The 25,705-nt window shown below is 63.9% G+C and carries 8 protein-coding genes; 3 read left to right on the forward strand and 5 right to left on the reverse strand.

The genetic code is table 11. The annotated features are described in order from the left end of the window. The first annotated feature begins 20 nt into the window (after positions 1-20). Positions 21-1,688 carry a phosphoglucomutase (alpha-D-glucose-1,6-bisphosphate-dependent) gene (gene pgm / locus AC07RZ_RS01865; RefSeq protein ID WP_494666680.1) on the forward strand — a complete coding sequence of 556 codons (1,668 nt, stop codon included), beginning with the start codon at positions 21-23 and terminating at the stop codon, positions 1,686-1,688. Further along, complete coding sequence (locus tag AC07RZ_RS01870; protein ID WP_494666681.1) at positions 1,685-2,995, forward strand: glucoamylase family protein; 1,311 nt, start codon at positions 1,685-1,687, stop codon at positions 2,993-2,995. Before pgm ends, AC07RZ_RS01870 begins: the two co-directional genes overlap by 4 nt. On the opposite strand, the gene tkt is transcribed toward AC07RZ_RS01870, so the two are convergent. The 5 genes from tkt to AC07RZ_RS01895 form a co-directional block, all read right to left on the reverse strand. After that, positions 2,981-5,056, reverse strand: coding sequence for a transketolase (gene tkt / locus AC07RZ_RS01875; protein ID WP_494666682.1), 2,076 nt, complete (start codon positions 5,054-5,056; stop codon positions 2,981-2,983). The two genes, AC07RZ_RS01870 and tkt, sit on opposite strands and share 15 nt — an antisense overlap. Positions 5,057-5,454: 398 nt before the next feature. Next, positions 5,455-5,724 carry a hypothetical protein gene (locus tag AC07RZ_RS01880; protein ID WP_494666683.1) on the reverse strand — a complete coding sequence of 90 codons (270 nt, stop codon included), beginning with the start codon at positions 5,722-5,724 and terminating at the stop codon, positions 5,455-5,457. Further along, complete coding sequence (locus AC07RZ_RS01885; RefSeq protein WP_494666684.1) at positions 5,714-15,907, reverse strand: Tc toxin subunit A-related protein; 10,194 nt, start codon at positions 15,905-15,907, stop codon at positions 5,714-5,716. The genes AC07RZ_RS01880 and AC07RZ_RS01885 overlap by 11 nt, the downstream gene beginning before the upstream one ends. Before the next feature lie 66 nt (positions 15,908-15,973). Beyond that, positions 15,974-23,713, reverse strand: coding sequence for a SpvB/TcaC N-terminal domain-containing protein (locus AC07RZ_RS01890; protein ID WP_494666685.1), 7,740 nt, complete (start codon positions 23,711-23,713; stop codon positions 15,974-15,976). Between the two features lie 25 nt (positions 23,714-23,738). Next, positions 23,739-24,029 carry a hypothetical protein gene (locus AC07RZ_RS01895; protein ID WP_494666686.1) on the reverse strand — a complete coding sequence of 97 codons (291 nt, stop codon included), beginning with the start codon at positions 24,027-24,029 and terminating at the stop codon, positions 23,739-23,741. Positions 24,030-24,094: 65 nt separating this feature from the next. On the opposite strand from AC07RZ_RS01895, the gene AC07RZ_RS01900 reads away from it, so the two are divergent. Continuing rightward, the gene (locus AC07RZ_RS01900) at positions 24,095-25,705 is read left to right on the forward strand and encodes a gamma-glutamyltransferase family protein (RefSeq protein WP_494666687.1); all 1,611 of its coding nucleotides are present in this window, start codon (positions 24,095-24,097) and stop codon (positions 25,703-25,705) included.

Raw genomic sequence — 25,705 nt, forward strand, 5'->3', positions numbered from 1 at the left:
CATTGTCCAGGAAATGCAAGATGAAAATAAGTCCCCTGGCCGGCAAGCCGGCCCCGTTATCGCTGCTGGTGGATGTGCCGAAACTGGTCACCGCCTACTACACGAATGTTCCCGATCCGACGGTGCCCGAGCAGCGCGTAGCGTTCGGCACCTCGGGCCATCGCGGTTCCTCTTTCGACAACAGCTTCAACGAAGCCCATGTGCTGGCCATCACCCAGGCCATTTGCGCCTACCGCAGCAAGCAAGGCATCACCGGCCCGCTGTTCCTCGGCATCGATACCCATGCATTGTCGGTCCCGGCCGGTGCCAGCGCGCTGGAAGTGCTGGCTGCCAACGGCGTTGAGGTGATGCTGGCGGAGAACGACGAATACACGCCGACGCCGGCGGTGTCGCACGCCATCCTGCGCTACAACAAGGGCCGCAGCAGCGGCTTTGCTGACGGCGTCGTGGTCACGCCTTCGCACAACTCGCCGCAAGACGGCGGCTTCAAGTACAACCCGCCCAACGGCGGCGCGGCCGATACCGACGTCACCGGCTGGATCGAGGCGGCCGCCAATGCATTCCTGAAAAGCGGCGGCGTCAAAAGAATGCCGGTGGAAAAAGCGCTGCAGCTGCCCACCACCCATCGCTACGACTACCTCAATACCTACGTCAACGAGCTCGACCAGGTGATCGACATGGCCGCGATCCGCAGCGCCGGCATCCATCTCGGCGCCGATCCGCTGGGCGGGGCCGGGGTCCATTACTGGCAACGTATCGGCGAGCGCTACAAGCTGAACCTGAGCGTGGTCAGCGACGAAGTCGATCCGACCTTCCGTTTCATGACCGTGGACTGGGACGGCCGCATCCGCATGGATCCGTCGTCGTCTTACGCGATGCAGCGGCTGCTGGGAATGAAGGATCGTTACGACATCGCCTGTGCCTGCGATACCGACCATGACCGCCACGGCATCGTCACCAAAAGCGCCGGCCTGCTGCCGGCCAACCACTATCTTGCCGTCGCCATCGACTACCTGTTCCAGCATCGTCCGCTATGGTCCACGGCGCCGCGGGTCGGCAAGACCATCGTCAGCAGCCAGCTCATAGACCGCGTCTGCGCCAGGCTGGGCCGCGAGCTGTATGAGGTGCCGGCCGGCTTCAAATGGTTCGCCGCCGGCCTGAATGACGGTTCGCTCGGCTTCGCCGGAGAAGAGAGCGCGGGCGCTTCTTTCCTGCGCCTGGATGGTTCGGCCTGGACCACGGACAAGGATGGCCTGGCGCCGGCCCTGCTGGCGGCGGAGATCACGGCGCGCAACGGCAGGGATCCGGGCGAGATCTACCGCAAGCTGGCCGCGGAACTGGGTGATCCGGTCAGTACCCGGGTCGAAGCCAAGGCCACGCCGGCGCAGAAAAAGATGCTGTCGGCCTTGTCGCCGCAGCAAGTGCAGTGCGATGAACTGGCCGGCGAGAAAATCCAGCACATCCTCAGCAAGGCGCCGGGCAACCAGGCTTCGATAGGCGGACTGAAGGTGGTCACCGAAGGCGGCTGGTTCGCCGCGCGGCCGTCCGGCACGGAAGATATCTACAAGATCTATGCCGAGAGTTTCCTCGGTGAAGAACACCTGCAGCGCATCGTGCAAGAGGCGCAGGCGATCGTCGACGCGACCTTGGCAGGCAGCCCGCAAGCGTCGCCGACGGCAGTGACATGATACGCAAAGCGCTGACAGAGGCAGCCGAACTGGACCTGCTGCAGCGTGAATCATTCAGCTATTTCATGCATGAAACCAACCCTGAAAATGGGTTGGTGGTCGACAAGACAGCACCCGGCTGGCCCGCCAGCATTGCCGCCGTCGGCCTGGCGCTGGCGGCTTATCCGGTAGCGGTGGAGCGCGGTTTCATCGGCCGGGCGGCAGCGCGCAAGCGGGTGCTGCAGACCTTGCGCTTCTTTTGGGATAGCCCGCAAGGGCCGGAACCGGATGCGACCGGCTACAAGGGTTTTTATTATCACTTCCTGCATATGCAAACCGGCCGCCGGGCCTGGCAATGCGAACTGTCTACCATCGACACCACTTTTTTCCTGGCCGGGGCGCTGGTTGCGGGCGGTTATTTCGACGATGCGGCGAATGCCGATGAGGGCGAGATCCGGCGCCTGGCCGATGCATTGTATTTGCGCGTCGACTGGCAGTGGGCGCTAGCCGGCGGCGGTGCGGTATCGATGGGCTGGATACCGGAATCGGGTTTCTTGCCGAATCGCTGGGACGGTTATGACGAAGCGCTGCTGCTATATATCCTCGGGCTTGGTTCGCCGTCGCATCCGCTGCCCGCCGACAGCTATTGCGACTGGGCTTCCGCTTACCGGTGGCAGCATAGCTACGGCATCGATTATTTCTACGCTGGCTCATTGTTCACCCACCAGCTGTCGCATATCTGGATCGATTTCCGCGGCATCCAGGACGGCGCCATGCAAGCAAAAGGCATCGATTATTTCGAGAACAGCCGCCGCGCTACCCTGGTGCAGCAGCAATATGCGATCGCCAATCCGGGCGGATTCGCCGGTTATGGCGAATTTTGCTGGGGCATCACCGCCAGCGACGGCCCCGGGCCAGCGATACTCGAGGTCAACGGCGTCAAGCGCGAGTTCTATGACTATGTGGCGCGCGGCGTGCCGCACGGTCCGGACGACGGCACGATTGCACCTTGGGTGGTGGTGGCTTCGCTGCCGTTTGCGCCGGAAATCGTGTTGCCGACCATCGATTATTTCGTGCACCAGGTCGACCTGAAAACCGGCAATCCCTATGGCTTCAAGGCCACCTTCAATCCCAGCTATCCGTGCAATTGCGCCAATCCCTACGGCTGGATATCGCCCTGGCATTTCGGCATCGACCAAGGGCCGATCATCCTGATGATAGAGAACTACCGCAGCGACATGCTGTGGCGCCTGATGCGCAATAATCCCTATGTCGTGAACGGTTTGCGGCGCGCCGGATTCAGCGGCGGCTGGTTAGCTGCGCAGTAAGGCCAGCGCCCGCTGGCAGACGCTGGCTACGGTAAAACCGTATTCGTGCATCACCAGTTCGCCCGCCGCCGAGGCGCCGAAGCGGTCCACGGCGAGCACATCGCCGCGCGCGCCGACATAACGGTGCCAGCCCTGCGCCACGCCGGCTTCCACCGCCAGCCTGGCGCCGATCGCGGGCGGCAGCACCGTGTCGCGATATGCCTGGGGCTGTTCATCGAACAACTCCCAGCTCGGCATCGAAACGATCCGCACCTGGATGTCCTGCGCTGCCATATGCTGGCCCGCTGCCACGATCAGCGCCACTTCCGAGCCGCTGGCGATCAGGATCAGGTCGGGCTTGCCGCCGGCAGCGTCGGCCAGGATGTAGGCGCCGCGCTGCAATTCTTCCGCCCCGGCAAATCGTGTGCGGTCCAGGGTAGGGAGATTCTGCCGTGTCAGCACCAGCGCCACCGGCCGTTGATGCGACTGCACCGCTACCCGCCAGGCCGCTGCCGTTTCGTTGGCGTCGGCGGGACGCAGCACCACCAGGTTGGGCAGCGCGCGCAAGCTGGCCAGCTGCTCCACCGGCTGGTGGGTGGCGCCGTCTTCACCCAGGGCGATGCTGTCATGGGTAAAGACATACACCACTTGCAGGCCCATCAGGGCGGCAAGGCGGATCGAAGGCCGCATGTAGTCGGAAAACACCAGGAAGGTAGCGCCGAACGGCAGCATGCCGCCATGCGCCGCCATGCCGTTGAGGATTGCGCCCATGGCGTGCTCGCGCACGCCGAAGTGCAGGTTGCGGCCGCTGTAATTCCAGCCGCCGCCATCGGAACCCTGGCGGTCGCCGGCAATGATGTCGCCGGGCTCGAAATCTCCCAGGCCTTTCAAGGCGGTGTAAGTCGACGGGTCAAGATCTGCCGAGCCGCCGATCAGCGCCGGCAGATGCGCGGCGATGGCATTCATGACCTTGCCTGACGCGACCCGCGTCGCCATGCCTTTGGCGTCTGCCGGAAATGTCGGGATGCCTGCGTCCCAGCCTGGCGGCAGGCCGGCCTGGCCGCCCTGCATGAGCTGCTGCAGTTCCAGTGCAAGCTGCGGGAACTGTTGCCGGTAGGCGGACAATTTCTGCTCCCACGCTGCCTCGGTTTCCTGCCCTGAGCGGCCGCCTTCAAGAAAGCGCGCAGCGGCCGCGTCGGGAATATAGAAAGAGGGCTGTTCAGGCCAGCCCAGCTTCTGTTTGGTCAGGCGCAGTTCCTCCACGCCGAGCGGCGAGCCGTGGGCTTCGAAACTGTCTTGCTTGTTGGGCGAGCCGTAGCCGAGATGGGTGCGCACCAGTATCAGCGAGGGCCTGCCGGTTTCGCCGCGGGCTGCGTCCAGCGCCCGCGCTATGGCAGCCACGTTATTGCCGTCCTCCACCGTTTGCGTATGCCAGCCATAGGCATCGAAGCGCTGTGCGCGGTCTTCGCTGAAAGTAATGTCAGTGCCGGCGGACAGCGTCACCCGGTTGTCGTCGTACAGGTAAATCAGTTTGCCTAGCTGCAGGTGGCCGGCCAGCGACGCGGCTTCCGAGGCAATCCCCTCCATCAGGTCGCCATCGCTCACGATGCCGTAGGTGAAATGATTGACGATGTCGAGGTCGCCGCGGTTATAGCGTGCGGCCAGGTTGGCTTCCGCCATCGCCATGCCGACGCCGTTGGCAAACCCCTGTCCCAGCGGGCCGGTGGTGACCTCGACGCCCGGCGTCAGGCCGCGCTCGGGATGGCCTGGCGTGCGGCTTCCCCATTGGCGGAACTGCTTGATTTGCTCCAGCGGCAGGTCGTAGCCGCTGAGGTGCAGCAAGCTGTACAGCAAGGCCGAGCCATGACCTGCCGACAGGATGAAACGGTCGCGGTCGAACCAGTGCGGGTGGGCGGGGTGGTGCTTGAGGAACTGTGTCCACAATACATAGGCCATCGGCGCTGCGCCCAGCGGCAATCCCGGATGGCCGCTATTGGCTTGCTGTACGGCGTCTACCGACAGGAAGCGCAAAGTGTTGATGCATAAATCGTCGAGTGCGGAAGCGGGAAGCGTTGAGCTCATTCGGCAACTCCTTCAGGGGGAATGTTGCAAGGGAATACTGCGTGCGCACAAAGAAAGGTAACACTCTTTGCGGCGTTATTCACCGGTTTGATGCAACTGACAATAGCAGAGGAATTGGGCAGGGTGGTGCTGGTATGTTTCCCGACCGCCAGCCCCGGTAGTCCGATATTTACACCCACGTCCTCCAGTGAAACTGTTTGTCAGGCAGTTCTCTCTTCAAAGCGCGCAGCGTACTTATCGCTAAGCTTAAACCGCCAGGCTTCGGAGGCCGGGCAGGGAAGATGGAGTTACTGTAACCAGGAGTTGGGCATTTATCTGTGCGCTGACTAACATAGGAAAATTATATTTCTTGCGATGTCGCGGAAAACGGTTCCTGGATACGATGCGGAAAACGAATTTCAAGGTTTCATCGGCGGCTTGCGCGGTGTTTTTTTTATCTCCCCGGTTTTCCCGGTTGCCTCGGCCTGGGGCTCGGTATCCTTGTCCGCGCGCTCGATGACGGCGATGAACCCGGTTCCCTGCGCGTAAAGGACTTGCCTGAGCTCAAAGGCGGATTCATCCTCGACCATGCGGTTCAGGTCTTGTTCCAGGGCCGCCAGGCTTACGCCGACGACGAACCGGTATTTTTTCACGATGGCCTCGGTCGGGCCTGGGGTTTTAGCACGCATGGGATTCTTCCTTTGGCTGATGCATGGTTACGCAGCATTCGCAAACGGTCTCATAGCGGCACAGCATGAAAGCGCGCGTCATTTTCCTGGCGTGGCGGTTGACGCTCAGCGTCAGGGAGCGGTGCTTGTGGCAGCTGTCTATAGGGCCGATGTCGACCTCGGCGACACCGTGATACAGCTTGGGCCATTCGGCGCTGGTCAAGCAGGTGATTTCAAGTTCGCCTTCATCGTCGCAGCCGCAGTCGCCGTCCGCATGGTCGACCGTCACTTCCAGCAGGCGGCTGTCGCGCATGTCGGCATGCGCGCAAGGACATCCGTCGATTTCCGGGCACTCCGCCGCACAAGGTTCTTCCGTCTCGAACAGGATTCCCAGCTTGGTGATCTTCAGCACCGGATCGGCCGGCAGGAAAGGAAACAGCTTGCGCGTCAGCTGCACCTGCATGCTGCGTTCGCCTTCGCGGTTTTCGCGCGCGCTGCGGAATTGTTCCCAGGCGTCGGGGTAATCCTTGCGCAGGTCGATCAGGATCCAGCCGTTGCCCGGCAGTTTCCGGCTGGCGCTGGCGCGCGCCGCCGCCCTCAAGGCATCGCCGCCTTCGCGCGTGGTGTAGTTCATGTGCATCACGACGTCGGTCAGGCTGTCCATGTCGAAGTAATTATTCTCCGGCGGCATCTCGATGCGCCAGCAGCTGACTGCGCCGAGGTACTCGAAGGGGAGATGGCGCTCATCGCGGAAATTCAGCTCGAACAGGCCGGAATCGTTGCGTCCGCTGGATGTCGCGATGGCTTCGCGCGCGCCGTAGTGCCTGGCCACGCGCGGGTCGTTGTGGCACGGTTCGTAGTGCTCGTGCGGCTGGTGCTGGCAACCGCAGGCGTTGCGCGGCTGTTCATGGCAGCAGGCGGTGACCGGGCAGGGCAGGCAGGGATCGGTCCTGGTGCGGCTGCTGAGCAAGGTCAGCCGGCAATGCACGCCCGTATAGGGGCCGGTGACGCAGGGAATGGTCAGGCTGACATTCTTGATGCGGCGCAGGTACTGGCCGGGATAGTCCATGTCGAACATCCACTCGGGAACTTCGATTTCGCAGCTTCCGGTGAGCTTCAGGCGCAGGAACTGCAATGGGAAATGCAGCGATAGCGAGATATGCTTGGTGAGCTCGTATTCGCGCCGGTTGCAATCGACATATTCGGCTTCCATGCGTTGCAGGCCAAGCTGCAGCCGGTCGCCCGCGAGCAAGCCTTCGTGCAGGTTGTCCCAATGTTCGTTGCCGAGGAAGTTGCGCTGCGTGCAGCCCAGTTCGAAATTGAACGCTCGCTGCGCTTCCACGGCGAGGTGGCGCGCCAGTTCATAGGTTTTCCAATAGATGGCGGCGGTCTCCTTTTGCAGGTAGAGATAAAGTTCGTGGCTGGTGAACTTGTCGCGCAGCGCATCGAGCATTTCGCGCGACTGTTCGAGCTGGTTCTGCTGGATATTCAGTTCTTCCAGCGCCATGCTGCGGCGCCGCTCGGCGCCCAGGATCTGGATTTCCGTCTGCTCGATCTCGATGTCGAATATCTCGACCTGGTGCACCCAGTCGTCGAGACGGCGCTGCCAGCTGGCCTGGGTCAGGTCCAGGCTGCCGTTGACGCTGGCGATCTCCGCGAATTCATTGGTGATGCGGGCGATGGCCTGGAACATTTCGCCGAGCTTGGTGCCCAGCGGCAGCCAGGTTTCTTCGCAGGGGAAACCGACAAACAGGTCGGGTATCAGGCGCATGGCCTCGCCGGTAGCCTCGATCGGGATCGCCGACGAACGCAGGTCGATGGAGGTATTGGTATTGCTCTGGTAATTCAGTTCACCGTTGTTGAGCCCGGCGTCGATCAGGTGCTTGTAATAGAGCCGGTTGGACTGGTTGGCCTCTTTGGTTTTTCCCAGCGCCTTGATTTGCCAGTCGGCGTCGCGCCATTGGTCTTGCCGCACCTTGATGGTCATGTCCGCCAGCTGCTGCTCATGCCTGGCCCGCATCGAGGCCAGGTATTCGGCGTCGCCGCGGTCGAAGGCCGACAGCAGGGCGCCGCCCAGTTCGCGCACCTTGGCGACTGCTTCCTGCGCCTTCTGCGCCAGGAAGACAAACCGATAGGGGCTTTGCGGACGGCACCAGTCGCCGTCGTCGCAGCAGGGTTCTGGCCCCGCATCGCAGCCGTCGCGGTGCGCGGCCGGACCGCAGTCGCAGGAATCCTGGCCCCAGTAAGGCGGCCGGCAGTCGGCGGTGGCGTTGCGCAGGCGGGTGCTGCTCAGGCAGCGGTGCACCAGCGACAGCTGGTCGCCGACATGGCAATACAGTTCCAGCAGGCGCGGATTGAGCGGCGGGATCAGGGGCTCGAACGTGGCGACGCTTTGCGGCGCCGGCAGTTCATGGTTGACGGCGCTGCGCGGACATGGCCCGAGGACGCCGGCGGCAGTGTCCAGGACCAGCCTTGCCTGTTGCGCGGCTTCCCTGGAATTTTGCCGCAGCAAGGCGCGCGACCACTCCACCAGCGTTTCGACATAATGCAGCAGGATGGCGCGGTTGCGCGCGGTTGCCGCGGAAATCGAGGTGCTGTCGCAGCACATTGCGGATGGCAGGCGCGGGACAGTCGGGACCGTGGTCCGGTCGGTGGGCGGCAGTTCCGACAGGGTTCCGGGAAAATTCGTTCCCGGGAGGCTGCTGTCCGGCGGCTGGTTGGAGCGGTTATCCGTCGCACAATGGACCCAGCTGTTGTCGCTGCGCAGAGGATCGGCCACCAGCTGGTACCATCTCAGCGCCGGCTCGAAACGACAGTGGCAGCGCAGCACGCCGGCTACCGATACCGCCGGGCTGAACAGCGATTCTGGGAACAGGCGGTCGCCGGATTGCGCATACGCAAAGTAAGGATAGGCCGGCAAACCTGCCGGATAAGGGCTGGCGCTGGCCGGCGGATCGCTGACCAGCGGCAGGGCTACGCAGGCGTCTGCCGCCAGGTCGTAGCGGAAGCCGGGAGCGTCCGTGCCGTCGTAGCCGGTTGGCGCAATGCCGCCGTTCACCGCCAGCGTCAATGAATCGCCGATCCTGCCGACCAGCACCAGGTCAGGGCTGGCGCCGGGATCCAGTTCAAGTGCCTGGTCCGAACGGCGCGGCTGCATGAACTGGCCGTTATGCACCCGGCACCAGGCCAGGCGCGCGGCAGCGGCCGATTTCCAGTCCAGCAGCTTTGGCAGCTGGCTTGCGTCGTGCCAGTAAATCGAAGCCTGCTGCGTGGCGTCGTAGTATTCGTCCTGGTCGGGCGCGTTGAACATTTGCGAACCGACCAGCCAGAAATAGTATTCGTCGACCAGCGGCGGATGTTCACAGCCGCACTCCTGGCAGCAGCCGGGTTCTTGCCGGAAATCGCTGGCTCGGAATGCGCTGCCGGCGGGAGCGACATTGCCGGCGGCGATGCGGATGAAACGCACGCCAAGGCGGATTGCGGCCTGGATCCAGAATGGCAGCTTGCCATTGTCTTGCAACGTGTTGTCCGGTACGGGAAGGCTGGCAGCGGCATTGGCGCCGGTGGCGGACAGCTGCGGTTTGCCGCCGGGTACCGTGGCGGCGCCGCCCGGCTGGCCTGAGTCCGGCGCCAGCCACGCCGGCCGCGCATCCATCCCTGGCCTGCCGAGCAGGCCCAGGCCTTCGCGCGGCGGGTTGAGCAGACGCAGGCTCGAAGCATCCCGTTTCTGCAGCAGCGCTACCGCCGGATGCACCGGCGGCAGCGTTTCCGGCCAATACTCCAGTCCTCCGGGCGCCGCGATCGTCAGGGTGGAACGACGCAGTTCGTCCTCAAGGAATGTGAAGGCTTCGATCTTCCTGGCTTTCTGCAATTCATCCCAGTCGATCCAGTTTTCCTTGTAGAGCGTGCGGCATTTGCATTTTTCCCAGACCTGGAACGAACTGAATTCATGCTTCCACAGCTGGACAAAAGCAGCATTGACGCTCCAGCCCGGTTCCAGCCCCAGCCTTGCGCGCTGGATGAAATTCTGGACTGCGCTGACTGCTTCTTCGATCCGGCTGGCGCGCTGGCACAACCCGGCTTCCACATCCAGCAGCAGCAACGCACTAAGGTCCTTGGCCGAGCCGGCGGCGCCGCCCCATGGCAGCGGCACCCGGTTCATGCCGCACAGATAGGCCAGCAGGGCAGCCCGCGCCGATTCGCGCAGGCAGTCGTCAAGCTGCCTGACGTCAGCGTAGCGGCGCGGCTCGCCGTGTTCCAGGCAGCCATCGCACAAGAAGGCGGACAGGCTGGCGTCGCCAGTCTCGGTTTCGGCGGCGACCAGGCTGCCTGGATCGTCGGCGGCCCACAAGTCGGGCCTGGCGCTGCGGATATTCTGCGACGTGAAATGCCGCACCAGGCGTTGCACCCAGCGGTCGCCATGCCATGCGCGCACGGTCCAGCGGTCGTCTTCCAGGTCGGTAGCGGTGACGGCATAGACTGGCGTCGCCTGCGCCTGGAAATAGCTGAGCACGAGTCCGGCGTGGCGCAGATCTATCGCCAGGTGCCGCAGCAATTGCGCCGGATTGTCCGGCTGTTTCTCCTGCGCTTCTTCAAACGCCAGCCACACCGGCCGCTCCTTGGTCCGCTCGCGGTCGTGGCGCATGCGGGTGTAGTCGAACATCCTTTCCCACCAGTCGAACAAGGCCTGCTCGCGCTTGGCTGACGGCGCCGCGCGCAGGTCCCGGGCCGGCGACGGCGCATGGAAGGGATCTTTCAGCGGCAGGAAGTTGAAATCGAAATTGACTGCGTGGCGGGTAAACGGCACCGGATTGCGATAGTAGCTGACGCCGGCGAACAGGTCGGCATGGTCCAGGATATAACCTAGCTCGGACTGGCGGTAAGGTGCTGCCGGATGGCCCGACAAGCCAAAACGATGCGCCAGCAGCAGGGCCTTGAAGGCACGCTGGTAAGTGCGGCGGATATCGCGCAGGGTGCTGGTGTATTGCAGTTTCAGCAATTGTCCGGCGGCGCCGTTTTCGGCCAGCGGCAAATCCTGGCCGAGGCCGTCGTCCTTGGCGTCGCGGAACAGGCGCCGCAGCGGCAAGGCCTGCGGCTGGCCGCCGGTGTCCGGCCCGGCGTATTTGACCTGGAAGCCGGTATGCTGCCGATGCAAGTCGTCGACGCCGGAGAAATCCGGCGCCGGCTGCACGAATTCCACCGAGATGCCGTAGGCGCCGCGCTTCAGCTGCAGCGAAGATTCGGCCAGGCCGTGCTCGCCCGGCCAGCAATGGCACAGCACGATCCAGGTTTTCTGGCCGCGGCTGAGCGTTACCCGCCAGTGGCAGCGTTCTGCGCGTTCCTGGTCCGGCTCTTCGCCGTCGGCAGTCGGGGCGCCTGCCGCGAAGCGGTAGCAGCCGTCGTCGTCGACCAGCAGCACGCCGGACCACTTGACCTGGAATTCTTCCGCGCCGCCCAGGTCCTTGCCGTGCCGGTCCTGGATGGCGAAGCCGTTGCGCACTTCGACCAGCCTGAGCTGCTCCGGCGTCAGCGCCAGGTCCATCGCCGGCAGCATGGTCGGCAACGGTGCGTTGTGGCGGTCTCGTTCATGGCCGAAAGCTTGCATCGGCCCGCGCACTTCGCGCCAGGCCAGGGCGCCGCCGCCGCGCCGGAATTCGCCAAGCAGGCCGGTGCCGGCCAGGCCGAGCAGGGCAGCGAAGCCGCCGCCGCTTGGCAAAGGCTTCATGCTCAGCTCGGGCATGGCGCCGGAATCGTCTTCCCAGGTGGTCTTCGCCCGGTTTTCATCGGCAAACAGGTTTTTCAGCACCAGCCAGGCGGCCGGGTGGCCGTTTTCCCACTCGTCTTCAGCCGCAGCTGCGACATGGTGTACAAGATGGGCGGCGATCAGATGGCAGCGTTTGTAGGCCAAGGCGAAATGCCGGCGGAACCAGGTCCAGCGCTGTTCTTCGTCAGGCTCTTCGATCAGGTGGACCTCGGCGGCGGCGAAGTCCGGGAAAAAGCAGGCAAAAGGCGCCAGGTCGACGCGCGGCATGTGATACAGGTCTTGCAGCGCCGACTGCTCTGCAGGGACCAGGCCGCGCAGGTGTTCGAGCTTCTCTATCACTGCGTGGTCGCGCAGTGGCAGCTCGGTCCACAGTTCGCTGGCCGCGATGTCATAGCGGAACGGGCCGTCGGGCGGGATGTTCCACATCGCCGGCGACGCCGCTGCAAAGCTGACCCGGTATTGCCGTTCTGCCGGAGTAACTGCGATGCCGGCGTGTTCCAGCGTCGCCGGGAAAAAATGCTGTCCAAGCGAAGCCAGGTAATCGGTATCGCCAGGGGCTACCGTATAGCCGAATTCATCCCTGATCGCAGCCTCGATCCGGCGCCAGCTCCATTTGTGGATCTCATCGTCGCTGACATCTGCCGCCAGCAGTTCGCGCCGCAATACCCATAGCGCGTGGGCATGGTCGTCTTCCGGCATGTCGAGCGGGGTATCGAGCGCTTCATTCTGGTCTTGCAGGGGAAACGGATCGTCGCCGTCCAGGTGGTCGTCGGCGCTGAACAGGTACATGATCTCGCCGACGCCGAAACGGGAGGCATAGATTTTCGCCAGGATCTCGGCGAAGCGCAGGGTGTTGCACGGCCTGGCGTGCCAGGTGTCGGTCGCCAGCGCCGGGTCGAAGCCGGCCAGGGACGACAGCTGGTCCAGGTTGCCGGCCAGCAGCTTGATGAAATGCGGCGCGCGTTCGCGGCAGGCGTGGTGTGTCTTGGCGAATTGCTGGACGCTGGCCAGCAACTGCCCGACCGCCCAGTCCCACTTGGCGGCGGCAGGGCCGGCCCACAAGGCCAGGAGATGGCTGCGTTCGGCGCCGTGGGTTCCGGCGATGTGGCTGCCGTCGTCCAGCTTCAGGCGGAACTGGTCCCTGAGCATCTGGAACGCAACCAGCTGGCGTATGAATCCGGGATTGACCGCAGGGCCGGAAAACAGCTGCAATACTTCGCAGATGTCGCACAGCTGCGCAAAGGTGTAGCGTGCGCCGCAAACGTCCTGCAGCTTGCGCCACAGGCGCAGGAACACCGCCAGCTTGCGCAGGGCTTCGGTCTGGTCCGCCGGATGGGCAAAGCGGATCCGGTAGTGTTCCAGGCAACATGGTTCGCAGTCGGGCAGCAGGGCCTTGCCGCCGGTGTCGGCGCTGCCGCCGGCGTTGGTTCTGCCGGGGACTGTGCGCTGCTGCTGAAGCGCCTGGAAGTCAAAGCACCTGGCCTTTTGCAAATCGACCAGTTCGCAATAGCTCAGGCCGGTGCGCTTGAGGAACTCGGGCAGCAACAGCACGCTGTAGCGCCAGTCGATGCCGCCCGGATTGGGACTGTCGAAACCGTACAGTTCGTAGAGCACCAGCTGCCCCGGAGTCGGGACGTCGGCGATGTCCTTGGTGAACAGCAGCTCGTATTCTTCGGGATTGAGCTGCAGGTATTCGATGGCGATGTCTATGCGTACCGGATAGCGCCAGAGATGGCTCTGGAAAAGCGGCGCCGGCAAGCTGGCGTCCAGCGTGAATTCGGTGATTTCGCGGCGGAACGTCCGCATCGTTTCAAAACGGCAGCTGCCGAAATGGTCCAGGTAGCTGCGGCAGATGGCCAGCGGTTCGGAATAGGGCAGCGACGGCGCGGAAAAATCGAGTTTGAGCTTGTCATAGGCTCCCGGCTGTTCGACCGGGACTGCCGGCGCTGAATGCTGCGGCAGCGCTTCCAGCAGCTTGCCGGGAGGGTGGCAGTCATCGGCGGCATCCGGCGCGCAGAGAATATGGCCGCCCACCTGATGTTCGGCGGTATCGTAGACTACGCCGGCGGGAGCCGCGGGCAAGGTGGCGGCAAGATATTCCAGGTTCTCGTTAACGATATCGACCAGCGGGATCTGGGTTTCCGCATTGGCTGCGGTGACCGCAAGATTGCCGAGCGGACCGCGCCTGGCGCCGACCGCATCGGCCAGCGTCTGCTTGGGATTTTCCGGCACGGGCTGCCTGCAGGTCGACGTTTCCGCCAGCGCCAGCAGCTCATGCAGGTATTGCACCGGCCCCAGCGGCGACAGATGGCAGGGCGGGATGCAATTGATGAGGGAGCCCGGATTGACCGGCTTGAACGGCCCCGGGGCCGGCGTCGGCGACGGTCCGCTGGCGCCAGCCTTGGCGTAGATGGCAGGCGCTTGCGCAAACGCCACAGTGCCGCGCAGGGCGTCGCTGAAATCCGCCAGGCTGAGCGGCTGTATGTCTTGCGCGCTGGTGAAGCCGCGCGCGTACAAGGCTTCCGCTACCGAAAAGGCCAGGCTCGGCGCCGGCGGCATGACATTCGACGCCACGCTCGCCAGTCCGCACAGGTCGTTGATCACGTTCACCCGCTGGCTGAGCCAGGACTGGGCCGCGGGATCGCCGGGGCAGACCGACTGCACCGCAGCCTCGACCTGGCTTGCGTTCAGCGGGGCGGCGCCGAAGGTGAACAAGGGGACGCCGTAAGCCGCCACGAATTGCGCGATCAGGTCGTTGGCCGGCAAGTCGAGCAGCGGCGGCGCACCCGGCGCCGGAACCGGCATCGGCCCGACGCCGGACGACATGTCGAAGAATTTCTGCACGTAACGGATAAAGGCCGCCACTCGCGCCTCGGGCGTGCCGGGCGCGGTGAATGGCGGCAGCAAGGCTGGATTGGGCGGCGTTCCGAACAGATGCTTCCATTGCGTTTCATCCAGCGCCGCGAGCGCGGCCACCGAAGCGACCGGAAGCGCCAGGATGGCGTTGCCGAGCGCCGTGAAATCGCGCGTCAGCGCGCATAGCACCAGGTGCAGGTAGGGCAGCGGCTTGGCGATCAGTTCCGGGGCCCAGAACTTGACCGCATCGTCGCCAGCCTGGTAGTCGCGCCAGCTGGCCGCGTTCGGGAACGCCAGCCAGTCGTTGACCAGCGGCAGCACGGCCGCATCCAGCTTGCATTGCGGCGCCACGCTGTCGGAGGCCGGGGTCAATGCGCTCAGGCGGCGCACCGCTTGCGCCGGATTGATGGCCGGCAGCGGCGCCAGGGTGCCGTCGTCGACGGCGGCGGTCAGGATCGGCAGCAGGCGTTCCTGGTTGTCGCGCACCGCCATCAGGAACCGCTGGCTGGCAGTCATCTGCACCGGCAGCTGGGCGCCGAGGACATAGAAATACTCGGCCGGCACCAGGAACGGCGGCACCAGCGGGCCACCGCCGCCGCCGCTGTCGACCAGCACCACCGACGCAGAACCGATGGTGGTCTGCAGCCCGATGGTTCCCGGATTGACCGGGAACTGCAGCAGCGCCGACGCCGCGTCCGTGCTCATGTTTTCGCAGGCCAGCGCCATGCCTAGCGCATAGATGAAACGCGCCAGCCGGTCGACCTTGGCGTTGTGTATCGCGTAATAGCTATTGAGGTTGCCCTCGAACTGCTGGCGGTTCTGTTCCAGCTGGTTGCCCAGGCTGGCGTCGTTGACCTCCGACGAATACAGGGCGCCGACATCGTCCCAGTAAGCAGGAACGTTGTTGGACGGCGGCGCCGGCAGCGGATCCTGCGGCCCCCATACGATTTCGTAGGCAATATGGCGGGCTTGCGCCGGGCTGAGCGCAGCCAATCCCGGCACCGGACCCTGGTCCAGCGCCAGCACTGCGCTGACAGCAGCCTTCAAGGCCGCGTAGTTCGGCAGGCTGCCGTCGTCGTTGAGGTCGAGCGACGCCAGGCCGGATGCAACCGGGCGCGGCAGCTTGAGGTAGAGCGCCACTATGCTTGCCGGCGCCAGCGGAAAATCGACGCTGGGCGGGACCGGCCCGGGCACGGTGACGACGTCGTAATAGAAATTCTTGTCGGACACCGTGGCGCCGCCGCGGCTGATCTCGAGGCGCAGGTCCGGCGATACGTATTCCTTGTAGCCGGGCGGCAGCAGGGTCACTTCGATGACCGCCGTCGCCACCGCTTCCTGGCTGGGCAGGAACGGCAGGGGCGGCATGGTGAAATGCTGGACGATGCGCGCGGCAGGATCAGGCAGCCATGGCGTCGCGGGCGTCGGCGGCGCCAGGTAGCTGGCGCTGCCGACCTTGGTGCCGACCTTGGGATCGCCGGTGGAGAGATCGTAGGCGGTGACGGTCAGTCCGCTAAGATAAGCGGTGAAGTCGGCTCCTGCGACGGGTTTGTCGGGATGCAGGCGGATGATGATCAAGGTCGACATGAAAGACTCCTATCATTGGATAACTTCTCTGCTGCTCCTGACGTTGTCTTGCGGCGGCTGTCCAGGCTAGCGGTAAGCGCCCGCGCCATACAGGTTCCAGATGTTCCAGTCCAGCCAGCCCACGAAACTTTCAGCGTCTCTTCTGCTAGGGATGGTGTCGATGACCTTGTCGACTGCTGCCGAGCCATAGTGGTAGCCGATGCCGCCCATGATCAGTCCACCTATCGGCGAGCATATCGGCGCGGCTTCGCCGCACACCAGCCCGGCCTCGGCGCCGATCTCGCCGCCGTAGCAGGCGCCGGCCCAGCCGCCGCCCTCGGTGGCCGCCGCCCGCGCGGTCTGGGTGCCGCCGGTACCGTCCCTGATGTCGGCGTCGACGGCGTCGGCAAGATGATCGGCAGTCTGGATCGCTCCTATCACCAAGAACACTTCTCCCACACCCCTGACTCCCGAGCGATAGCCTTCCGAGTTGTACCAGCGGCCCGCGGCATCGACCCTGGCCACGCCGCCGGCCGGCACGTGCAGCGGATTGTTCCTTTGCAGGCCCCAGCTCTGGCTGCCTTCCAGGCTGTTGAGCGCACTGTCCTGCCAGCGATAGTCGAACGGCGACAGTCCTCGTTCCCCGGTCAAGTCGTGCTGCAATTCGATGATGTGGTCCTTGGCCCAGCCGCGGCCGCCCGGTGCCGGATCGGTGGGCTCGGGAAACAGGTCGCCGAATATATCCCTGGCCTCGACCTGGCCGGGCGACGTCCTGCGTGCATTGGTGGAAAAGCCGCGCCCCGCATTCCTGCCGATTTCGCCATTGAAGACTCCTTCGCGATAGGCGGACATCTTGACGCCGTCGTAGGAGTTCGGGACCTGCAGGGTGAATCCGGGCGGCGCCGACAGAATCAGGCCGTAACCCATCCCGCCCAATGCCGGGCCGTCGCCGCCGATGGTGCTGCCGCCGCTGCTGCCGCCGTCGGCGGCGGGCGGCGGCCCTTGATCGGCTGGATGTTCCGAGGGGATACAGCGTTGTTCGGCTTCTTCGCGCGGGGTCTGTTCGCTGGGATCGACGCAGGACTGCATGGCCGGATCGCATTCCGTGCCGGTCGGGTCGACATAGGTGACCGGGTTGCCGGCGGCGTAGGCATACAGATTGCTGCCGTCGACCATGCCTTTCGGATCGGGGTTCAGCCAGCGCGCCAGCCAGGAGGCGCAATACCTGGCGCCATGGTAATAAAGGCCGTTTTCCTCGTCGCGCTCCTTGCCGGTATACCGGTAGCGCTTGGGAGTCTCCGTCTGTGCCCGCACGGCCTGGTAGGTCGTGCTGCCGTATGGGCTGTATTCTTCATACGAAATGATCCTCGCTTGCTGGTCCAGCTCCACGCTGGCGGAACCAAGATGGTTGCTCAGCTGGTAGCGCAGCAATTGTTCCGGGGCCTGGTCGCTGCCCCGGGTCCGGCTTTCCACCAGCGCTACGCGCCGCTTGTCGTCCGTGATGTGCAGCGTCTCGCGTTCCAGGCTGACGGCTCCCTGCCCATCGTATTCACGGTATATCTCGAAGCCGCCGAGATAGATGCGTTCCTTCTGGCGAACACACGCCTGGTCTATCGCGGCGTGGCGCTCGGTAACCTTGCGTATGCGCTGCCCGCTGCCGTCATAGGCATACCAGGTCGTTTCCGGCGTGCCGTCGCTGCTGTGCTGCCGCGTCGAAGCTTGCAGCTGGTCGCGGTAATCCCACTGCAGCGCCGACAAATGCGGCATGGCCGTCATGTCGCCGTGCAGGCCGGCCGAGCCGTCATAGCGGTAAGGCTCCAAGGTGCTGCCGAACAGCGTGCTGCTCAAGCGGTTATTGTTTTTGCCGGGTTCCAGCTGGCTGCGCTCCTGGTAAGAATAAGTACGCTTCCAGCCGGGCTGGGCCGGATCGTCGCCGCGATGCTGCACAGCGAGCATGTTTCCCGTCTCGTCGTAGAGATATTGTTCGACATATCTCGCCATGGCGTTGCCGTCGCCGGGATGCGGCAGCGGGGGCTGTGCTTGCGGGCGGTGCTGGTGGGACGCGCCTGCCTGCCCCAAGTGCTCGCGGCCGCTGCCTTCGGCCAGGCGGTAGATGGCGTCGTAGGTGTAGTCGTTGCTCGGGCTGACGCGCCGGTTGCGGAAGTAGATGGTCTGCTGGGCGCTATCGCGGATATGCGTGATATTGCCGGTCGGGTCATAGGTATATTCGAGGTTTTGCAGCTGGCAGCCAGGCCAGCCTGGCAGCGCGGGATGCGGACAGTCGCCGGGAAAGGCGGCCTGGCTGCGATGGCTTGCCAGGCGGACCAGGCGGAAAGTCAACGGATCGTATTCATAACGGGAGCTGGCGCCGTTGCCGTACTCGATCAGGGTGCGCTGACCCTTGGCGTCGTAGCGGATGTCTCTGACAAGCGGCGTCGCCGTGGTCGTCGCATGCAGCCGCAACTCGACACGCGCCAGCTGGTTGGCCTGGTTGTATATGGACCGGATCACGCTCTGGTCGGGCTTGGTGAATTCGCGCGGGCGGTTGAGAGCGTCGTAGCTGGTGCTGCTGGCGTACCCGCCGTCTTCCAGCGGTACGGCGCCAGACCAGTCCAGGACCTGCTTGTATTCTTGCGCCAGCCGGCGCCGGCTGAGCAGCAGGTTGCCCTTGAAATCATAGGCTTCGCTGGCGACGATGCCGGCCTGGTCGAAGACTTGCACGGGCTTGCCGCGCAGGTTGCCGAGTTCGGGCTGCGGCCTCGTTTCGCCGTAGACTGTGCGCGTCAGCAGCAGTATCTCGGCCGAACCCCTGTGCAAGAAGGAATCGGTCAGCCGTCGCAGCGGATCGTAGGCATTGCGGAACTGGTGGCCGCGGCTATCCCAGGCGCGCACCGGATTGCCGCCGACATCGTTCAGGGCCCAGTGTTCGCCGGCCTCCATGCTGGCCTGGTGCAACCGGTTGCTGCCGGGAGCGAAGTCGCTGCGCAGGACGGTGCGGTTCTTGGCATCCGTGACGGCGCGCTGGTTGCCTTCGATATCGAGCAGGGTCCTGGTTGAATAAAACTCGTCGGCCAGCGGGTCGAGATGGCTGGCGCCGTTGCGCCGGGTCCGGTTGTGGACGATGTTCAGGATCATGCGGCCGAGCCCATCGAAATAGGCCAGGGCCGGCGTGCCGGCGTGCATGGACGTTTTTCGGGCGGCTTCCTGTTGCCGTTTGCCTAGCGCACCGGCGGCGCGTTGCTGGTACCAGCCAGGCAGGTAGTCGTGTTGCGGGAGGCGGCGGAAATGGTCGCCGACATCGCGGTCGGCGCCGGGATCGCTCACCAGAACGGTGTCGTTGACATCCCAGCTCTCCTGGCGCCATGGATCGAACACAGCTTTTTTCCAGCTGTGGTCCGGGTTCAGGGTAGCCACTACGCGTCCGACCGGATCGTAGAACTGGACCTGACTGACTCCCGCCTGCATGTTGAACCTGAAGTCGTGGCTGTCGTCGAAGAACGGTTCGTACTGCCTGACAGGCTGGCTCTTGTTGTTGAAGACGGTCCAGCCGCTGCCGATCCAGCGCGGCGCGCTGGTGGAGCCGGCATCGCCAGCGCGTTCAGGTTCGGCTTGCGTCTTTTTCTGGATTTCCCGGCCGAAACCATCGGAATAACTGAAGCTGGGAAATATCCTGCTCTGGCTTCCCGGCGCCAGGTCGCTGAGGTGGGTCTCGCGCGACAGCGTTGCCGCAAAGGCCGGCTGCCCGGCCTCCGGGCTAGCGCTGCCGGTCCGGTAAAAACGCTCCTGGTCGTAGACAATGCGCGCAGTGGCCGAGCCAAGCAGGGCGCGTGCAGCCGAGCCTTGCGGATCGGCGAAGAATTGTTCGATTTCCGGCCCGGTCAGGTCCGGGCTGAATCCGGTCAGCGAATCGCCCAGGTTCTCCGTGGTTTTTCCCATGGTTGCGGTGCCCGCGACAAGTCCAAGCGCATCGAAGGCGACTTCTGAACGATTGCCGTTGGCGTCGCTTAGCAGGCGGGGCTGCTGCATCCGGTAATCGTTCTCTGCGGCCACGGTGTTGCCTACCGCGTCAACGGTGCGGATCATCAATACATCATGAGAGTCGAAATCCACCGTGCTGCTGTGCCCGAATGCGTTTTCGAAACGGCGCGGCAGGAAAAAATGTGCGGCGGCCTGGTCCCGCTCAGCGGCTGGATCGGCATCGGGGTCGCTGTGGAAAAAGACTTTGCCGCCGGGGATCCACCAGCAGCCGTCGCCATCCAGGTCGGCATAGCCGCCGCCATCGGCCGCTTTGCTGCCCAATACCGTTTTTGCGTCCGGCAGCATAGCCGCCGGCGGCCGGAAGATCGCCTCCAGCAGGCTGGGCGTGAATGCCAGTGTGTAGCTGTCGCCAGGCAACGCCAGCGATTCAAGCGTTCCCGGAGGCAGCAGGCGATCTAGCCGGTTGCTGCGATAGATATTGCGTGTCCGTTTCAGCAGGCGGCGGCAAGGATGTCCCCCGGGAGTTTCAGGGATGCGCCCATCTTCGTAGGGCAGGTCGTGCTTGCCGTCGCTGGCCAGCTTTACTTTCTCGGCCAGTTCGTGGAACAGAAAAAAGTTGCCGGCGCCGTCATGCCGGCGCTGCGGGTGCATCCCGCTCAGTTCATAAAGACGCGTCTCAGCGGCTACCGGCTTGCGGTAGGCGTCGTCTTCCTTGACCGCATTGGTATAACCGTTTTCGGTCAGCGTCAGCAGGACCTGCGCTTGCCCCTTGCGGTCGTCCTCGGTGAGCAGCGGCGAGGCTTCCGGGAAGCAGCGCCCGTAAGCGACGGCCACCGATTTCAGCACGTTGCCATAGTCGTCGGTTTCCAGCGTAACGCTGTGCGAGACGCGCGGATCGGCACGCTTGCGTCCTTCCACCAGGTACAGCTTGCGTTCGTAATTGCAATTCAGCGCTTCGCGCGCATGGGTAAAGAAAACCGCATGCCGGTTGTTGCACTTGTGCTGCAGGATCCTGACGGCGTAATTGTTTTCGGCCACCGTATACGGGCGGCCTGATTCTTCTTTTTCATCGAGCGCATAGATCTCCTGGCGCAGCGTCATTCCCTTTAGTGCACGGCATGCCTCGCGTGCTTCGTCGGCGCTTAAATGCGGCGGCAGGATGGTGTCTTCGAGCTCTATCGCCGCACCCGCATCTCCGCCGCCGTAATATTCCCGCGCCATGTGACGGGAAATCAGCGCGCCGTGCAGGTAGGCGCCAGTATGCGACCATGTCTTGGTGAGGACCGGCGGACTGTTGGAGGCCTTGTCGATATTCGCGCCGGCCGGGAAATTGCTGCTCGCCGTCAGTACGGCAAATTCTTCGGTATCGTACTTGTCGACGCGGCCGAAACCGCGGAACTCTCTTTCAATCCCGTCGTAAAAGCCGTGATGGTAGGCATAGCGGGAAGCGCTGCGGCTGCGGCTCACGTAATCGTAGGTTTCGACGCGTTTGACGACATGGACCGGAAACGGCAGCCTGGTTACCCAAGGCGCGCCGGCGGCCCTGTCAGCCAGGTAGAATTCCGTGGATGAAGCGTATTCGATGCGGGTTTCGGCGCCCATGTTGTTGACTGAACGTGTCAGGAGGTGGGGTTTTTGCCCGCACATCAGGTCGACATAACGCAGCTGCCGCCCGTTTCCCGCCGCCAGCGGCGAGCTCCACAGCAGGCAGGACGTGCCGCGGCCAAGGAAATCCGTCACCATGACCGATGCCACATTGTCGATGGCAGGGAAGCGCCGCAGGCGGCGCGCGCTGCTCCAGCCGTTGCCGGCCTGGTTCAGGAAAATGTTTACGCCGTCCTTGCCAAGATAGAGCAGGTCCGTGGTTCCTGAGCCGTCGGTGTCGGCGAGCCGGATCCTGCTTTGGTCAAACTGGTCCGGCTGGTCCAGGCGCGGGGCGCAATCCATCGTTACCTTGGCGCCAAATCGGCCGTAGCCGAGATTGGGCCAGTAGCAGATTTCGCCGTTGCGTATGCGCAGGATGTCTGACAGGCCATCGCCCGACATGTCGGCCAGGTAGATGGCTTGGCTGGGATCGGAGAACACTACGCGCGGCCCCATTTCCTCGTCAAGAGGCGAGCGGACCCGCAGTCCTGGTCCGAAGCCTTCCTGCAGCAAGGATGGATGCCAGGTCAGGGCATCGTCCTCGGTCACCAGGACGTCGGCGATGCCGTCTCCGGTGAGGTCGACGAAACGCAGGTTGGGATCGTTCCAGTCCCTTACCGGAAGCGAAAGGAAGGTGCGGAAACCGGTCCATCCCGAATCCAGGCTGCGTCCATGGAATCCTGCCGCCGCCGGGGAAAAGTCGACCAGGTCAAGGCCGCCGTCGCCGGCCACATCCATGAGAAATTGCGCGGCGCCGCCCGGCTTCGCCAAGGCAGGCTGCGACCTGACGATACTAGTGGCGCCCAGGCGGCCGTTGCCGATATTCGGTTTGTAGAACCAGGCATCTTCCTGTTCTGTCAGGACTCCCGGGATGCCTTCCGAATCGAAGTCCAGCCAGCGATACATGCCGGCATCGAGGCCGCCCGGAAAATTGGCGAGCCCTTCGGCGTCCACTTCCTGCAACTGGAAATCTTCAAACGCCGGATCTTCAAGCGGGCTGGCGGAATACGCCAGATCCAGCGGCGGCCACGAACGCGTCAGGTAATGCTGGTCCGGCTGCAGCTTGTGTCCGGATTGCACAATGCGGGTGATGAAGGAACCGGTGTTCTTTTCGCTGTAATCGAAAGCGGTGGAGCGGACCAGGCACGAGGGGTTGCCCATCTCGTCCGGGAAATGATGGAATATCAGTATGCGCCGGCATAAGCGGTAGCTGCGGATTTCGAAGCCGGATCGATAGGAGGAGAAGGGATCCTTTCGAGCCAGCCATGGCCGTTGCGGATCGATGCCGGCTTGCGCCATGATGTGCTGCCCCGGCCCCGGTGCCTGTTCGCGGTAGTGGCCTTCGCCATAATCGAAGACGATGTCGAACAGCCATTCGACGGCATCAAGCGTATGCCGGGCCGGCAGTTGGGTGTGGCGCCGCAAGCTTGCCGCATCCAGCAGCAACGGCCGCCGGTTGCCGTAACGGATTCGTTTCGGATAGCGGTTCGCGGTCCTGATGCGGTTGCGTTCGTTGCTCTGGGCGCGGTCGACACCATCGTCGTTTTCAGCGGCATAGTCGTACAGGATGGCATTGCCTTTGTCATCGTAGCTTTGGCAGATCAGCCAGCTGAAAACATGTCCGGGATCGCATGGGTCGGCGATGCGGGAAGCGCTATCGATGCCGTAGACGGTGAGTACGTTTTCCTTGGAAATGCTGCGCCAGTGGATGTCGCCGTCGGTGATCCTGGTCCAGCGTTCGATGCGGGCGAACAAGCCTTCGATGCGCGGGCGGTAGCGTTTGACGCAATAACCGTCGCATTCAATTTCATCGGCGGCATTGCGCACCAGGACCGGCACCAGGTCTTCTGCCGCTGACAGGACGAAGATGTCCGATTCTTCGCTGTCGCGATAACGGGGAATTCCCTTGTCGGTGCGGCGTGTGATGGCCGGCAAGGATATGCTCCAGCCCATGCCGAAGATATTGTTAGCGCTACCGGAGTTGTAGGACAAGGACAGTTGCGGCATGAAGCCGGAACGGCCGGGACTGATGGCGATCGGAACCGTGAGGGAGCTTGCGCCGCTCATTGGATTGGCAGCAAATTTCTCGTCGATGCCGCGGATCGCGCCGCCGCCCTTGGGCAGGTTCAGCTGCGGCGCCGTGGGGCCGAGCTGGGCCTGTGCCGGATCCGTAGCGTCCACGTCAGATGCAGTGCCAGCTGCCATTGGCTCTCCATTGAATCATGTCCAATCACAGTCCTGACACGTCGCCGACGTTGGTCAAGATTTTTTGTTCGATCCGGTCACGATGCGGTTGTGGTGACCTCCGTAAAAATATAGGTCGCGTATTGCCCTTTTGCAAGATAAGAAAAAAAGATAATTTGTACGTGGAAATCCGAAGAAAGGCGATGTCGGCACGGTACGCGCCAGCCGCTATTCCTGCCGTTTTTTTTTGTAATGGCGTGGCCTGAAACCAGTCAAGGCGCTCGTCGGGATGGGGGCGATATTTTCCGGCGTTCCCGGCATGCAGCCAGCGGCCCAAGCCAGTGGCATGGTATGTTCACGATCTGTGCCCGGACCGCCGTTTTTATCGAGAAGAGAGAATCCATGTTCGCCTTCGATCCTAATCATTATCCTTACGCTTCCCGCCGCAGCGCGGTCTACGCCAGGCGCGGCATGGTCGCCACCTCGCAGCCGCTGGCGGCGCAGGCCGGGCTGGCGGTGTTGCAGGCCGGCGGCAACGCCATCGATGCGGCAGTCGCTACCGCCGCTGCGCTGACCGTGGTCGAGCCGACCGCCAACGGCATCGGCGGCGACGCCTTCGCGCTGATCTGGCACCAGGGCCAGCTGCACGGCTTGAACGCCAGCGGTGCGGCGCCGCAGGCAGCTACGCTAGCCAAGCTGCACGCAGCCGGCCACCGGAGCATGCCGAAATACGGCGGCTTGCCGGTCACCGTGCCCGGCGCGCCGGGCGCATGGGCCAGCATGGCCGAGCGCTTCGGCAAGCTGCCGCTGCAGCATTCCATGGCGGGCGCCATCGCGCTGGCGCAAGACGGTTATCCGGTATCGCCGATGGTGGCGTTCGCCTGGCAGCAGGCTTACAAATTATTCCGGGAAGAGCTGAAGGATGGCCATTTCCAATCCTGGTTCGATACCTTCAGCATCGATGGCCGGGCGCCGCATGCCGGCGAAACCTGGCGTGCGCCGGACCATGCCGCCACGCTGCGCGCGATTGCCGCCGACAACGGCGCCAGCTTCTATCGCGGCGCCCTGGCGGAACGGACCGCCGCTTGCGTGCAGGCCGCCGGCGGCTACCTCGACAGCGCCGACCTGGCGGCGTACCAGCCACAATGGGTGACGCCGATCAGCAGCAGCTACCGCGGCTACCAGGTATGGGAAATCCCGCCCAACGGCCACGGCCTGGTGGCCTTGCTGGCGCTGAATATCCTGAAAGGTTTTGACTTCAGCGAACGCGATACCTTGCTGACCTATCACCGCCAGATCGAAGCCATCAAGCTGGCCTACGCCGACGGCCTAGCGCACATCGCCGACAGCGGCTACATGCGGGTGGCGGTCGAGGATTTGCTGTCGGACGCCTATGCCGACGAGCGGCGCAAGCTGATAGGCGCGCGCGCGGCGCTGCCGCAGGCGGGCCAGCCGGCGCGCGGCGGCACGGTGTACCTCAGCACCGCCGACGACGAAGGCAACATGGTGTCCTTCATCCAGAGCAATTACATGGGTTTCGGTTCCGGGCTGGTGGTGCCGGGGACCGGCATCGCCCTGCATAACCGCGGCAACAATTTCACGCTCGACGCCGCCCATCCGAATTGCCTGGCGCCGGGCAAGCGGCCTTACCACACCATCATTCCCGGGTTCCTGAGCAAGGACGGCCGGGCGGTCGGCCCGTTCGGCGTGATGGGCGCGTTCATGCAGCCGCAGGGACATGTGCAGATGGTCATGAATACGGTGGATTTCGCGCTCAATCCACAATCCTCGCTGGACGCTCCGCGCTGGGAATGGGAGAGCGGCAACAACGTCAGCATCGAGCACACCAATGCCGAACATCTGTTCCGCGGCTTGCGCGGCCTCGGGCACGAAGCATTGTGGTCGGCCAACCAGCTCGGTTTCGGCCGCGGCCAGATCATCTGGCGCGACCGCCACGGCGTCCTGTGCGGCGGCACCGAGCCGCGCACCGACGGTTGCGTGGCGGCCTGGTGA

The organism is Collimonas sp. GW821-FHT07E08 (assembly GCF_059418905.1).

Excerpts from the sequence above, each read along its gene's own strand:
- pgm (WP_494666680.1), top strand. The coding sequence starts at position 21 with ATGAAAATAAGTCCCCTGGCCGGCAAGCCGGCCCCGTTATCGCTGCTG.
- AC07RZ_RS01870 (WP_494666681.1), top strand. The coding sequence starts at position 1,685 with ATGATACGCAAAGCGCTGACAGAGGCAGCCGAACTGGACCTGCTGCAG.
- tkt (WP_494666682.1), bottom strand. The coding sequence starts at position 5,056 with ATGAGCTCAACGCTTCCCGCTTCCGCACTCGACGATTTATGCATCAAC.
- AC07RZ_RS01880 (WP_494666683.1), bottom strand. The coding sequence starts at position 5,724 with ATGCGTGCTAAAACCCCAGGCCCGACCGAGGCCATCGTGAAAAAATAC.
- AC07RZ_RS01885 (WP_494666684.1), bottom strand. The coding sequence starts at position 15,907 with ATGTCGACCTTGATCATCATCCGCCTGCATCCCGACAAACCCGTCGCA.
- AC07RZ_RS01890 (WP_494666685.1), bottom strand. The coding sequence starts at position 23,713 with ATGGCAGCTGGCACTGCATCTGACGTGGACGCTACGGATCCGGCACAG.
- AC07RZ_RS01900 (WP_494666687.1), top strand. The coding sequence starts at position 24,095 with ATGTTCGCCTTCGATCCTAATCATTATCCTTACGCTTCCCGCCGCAGC.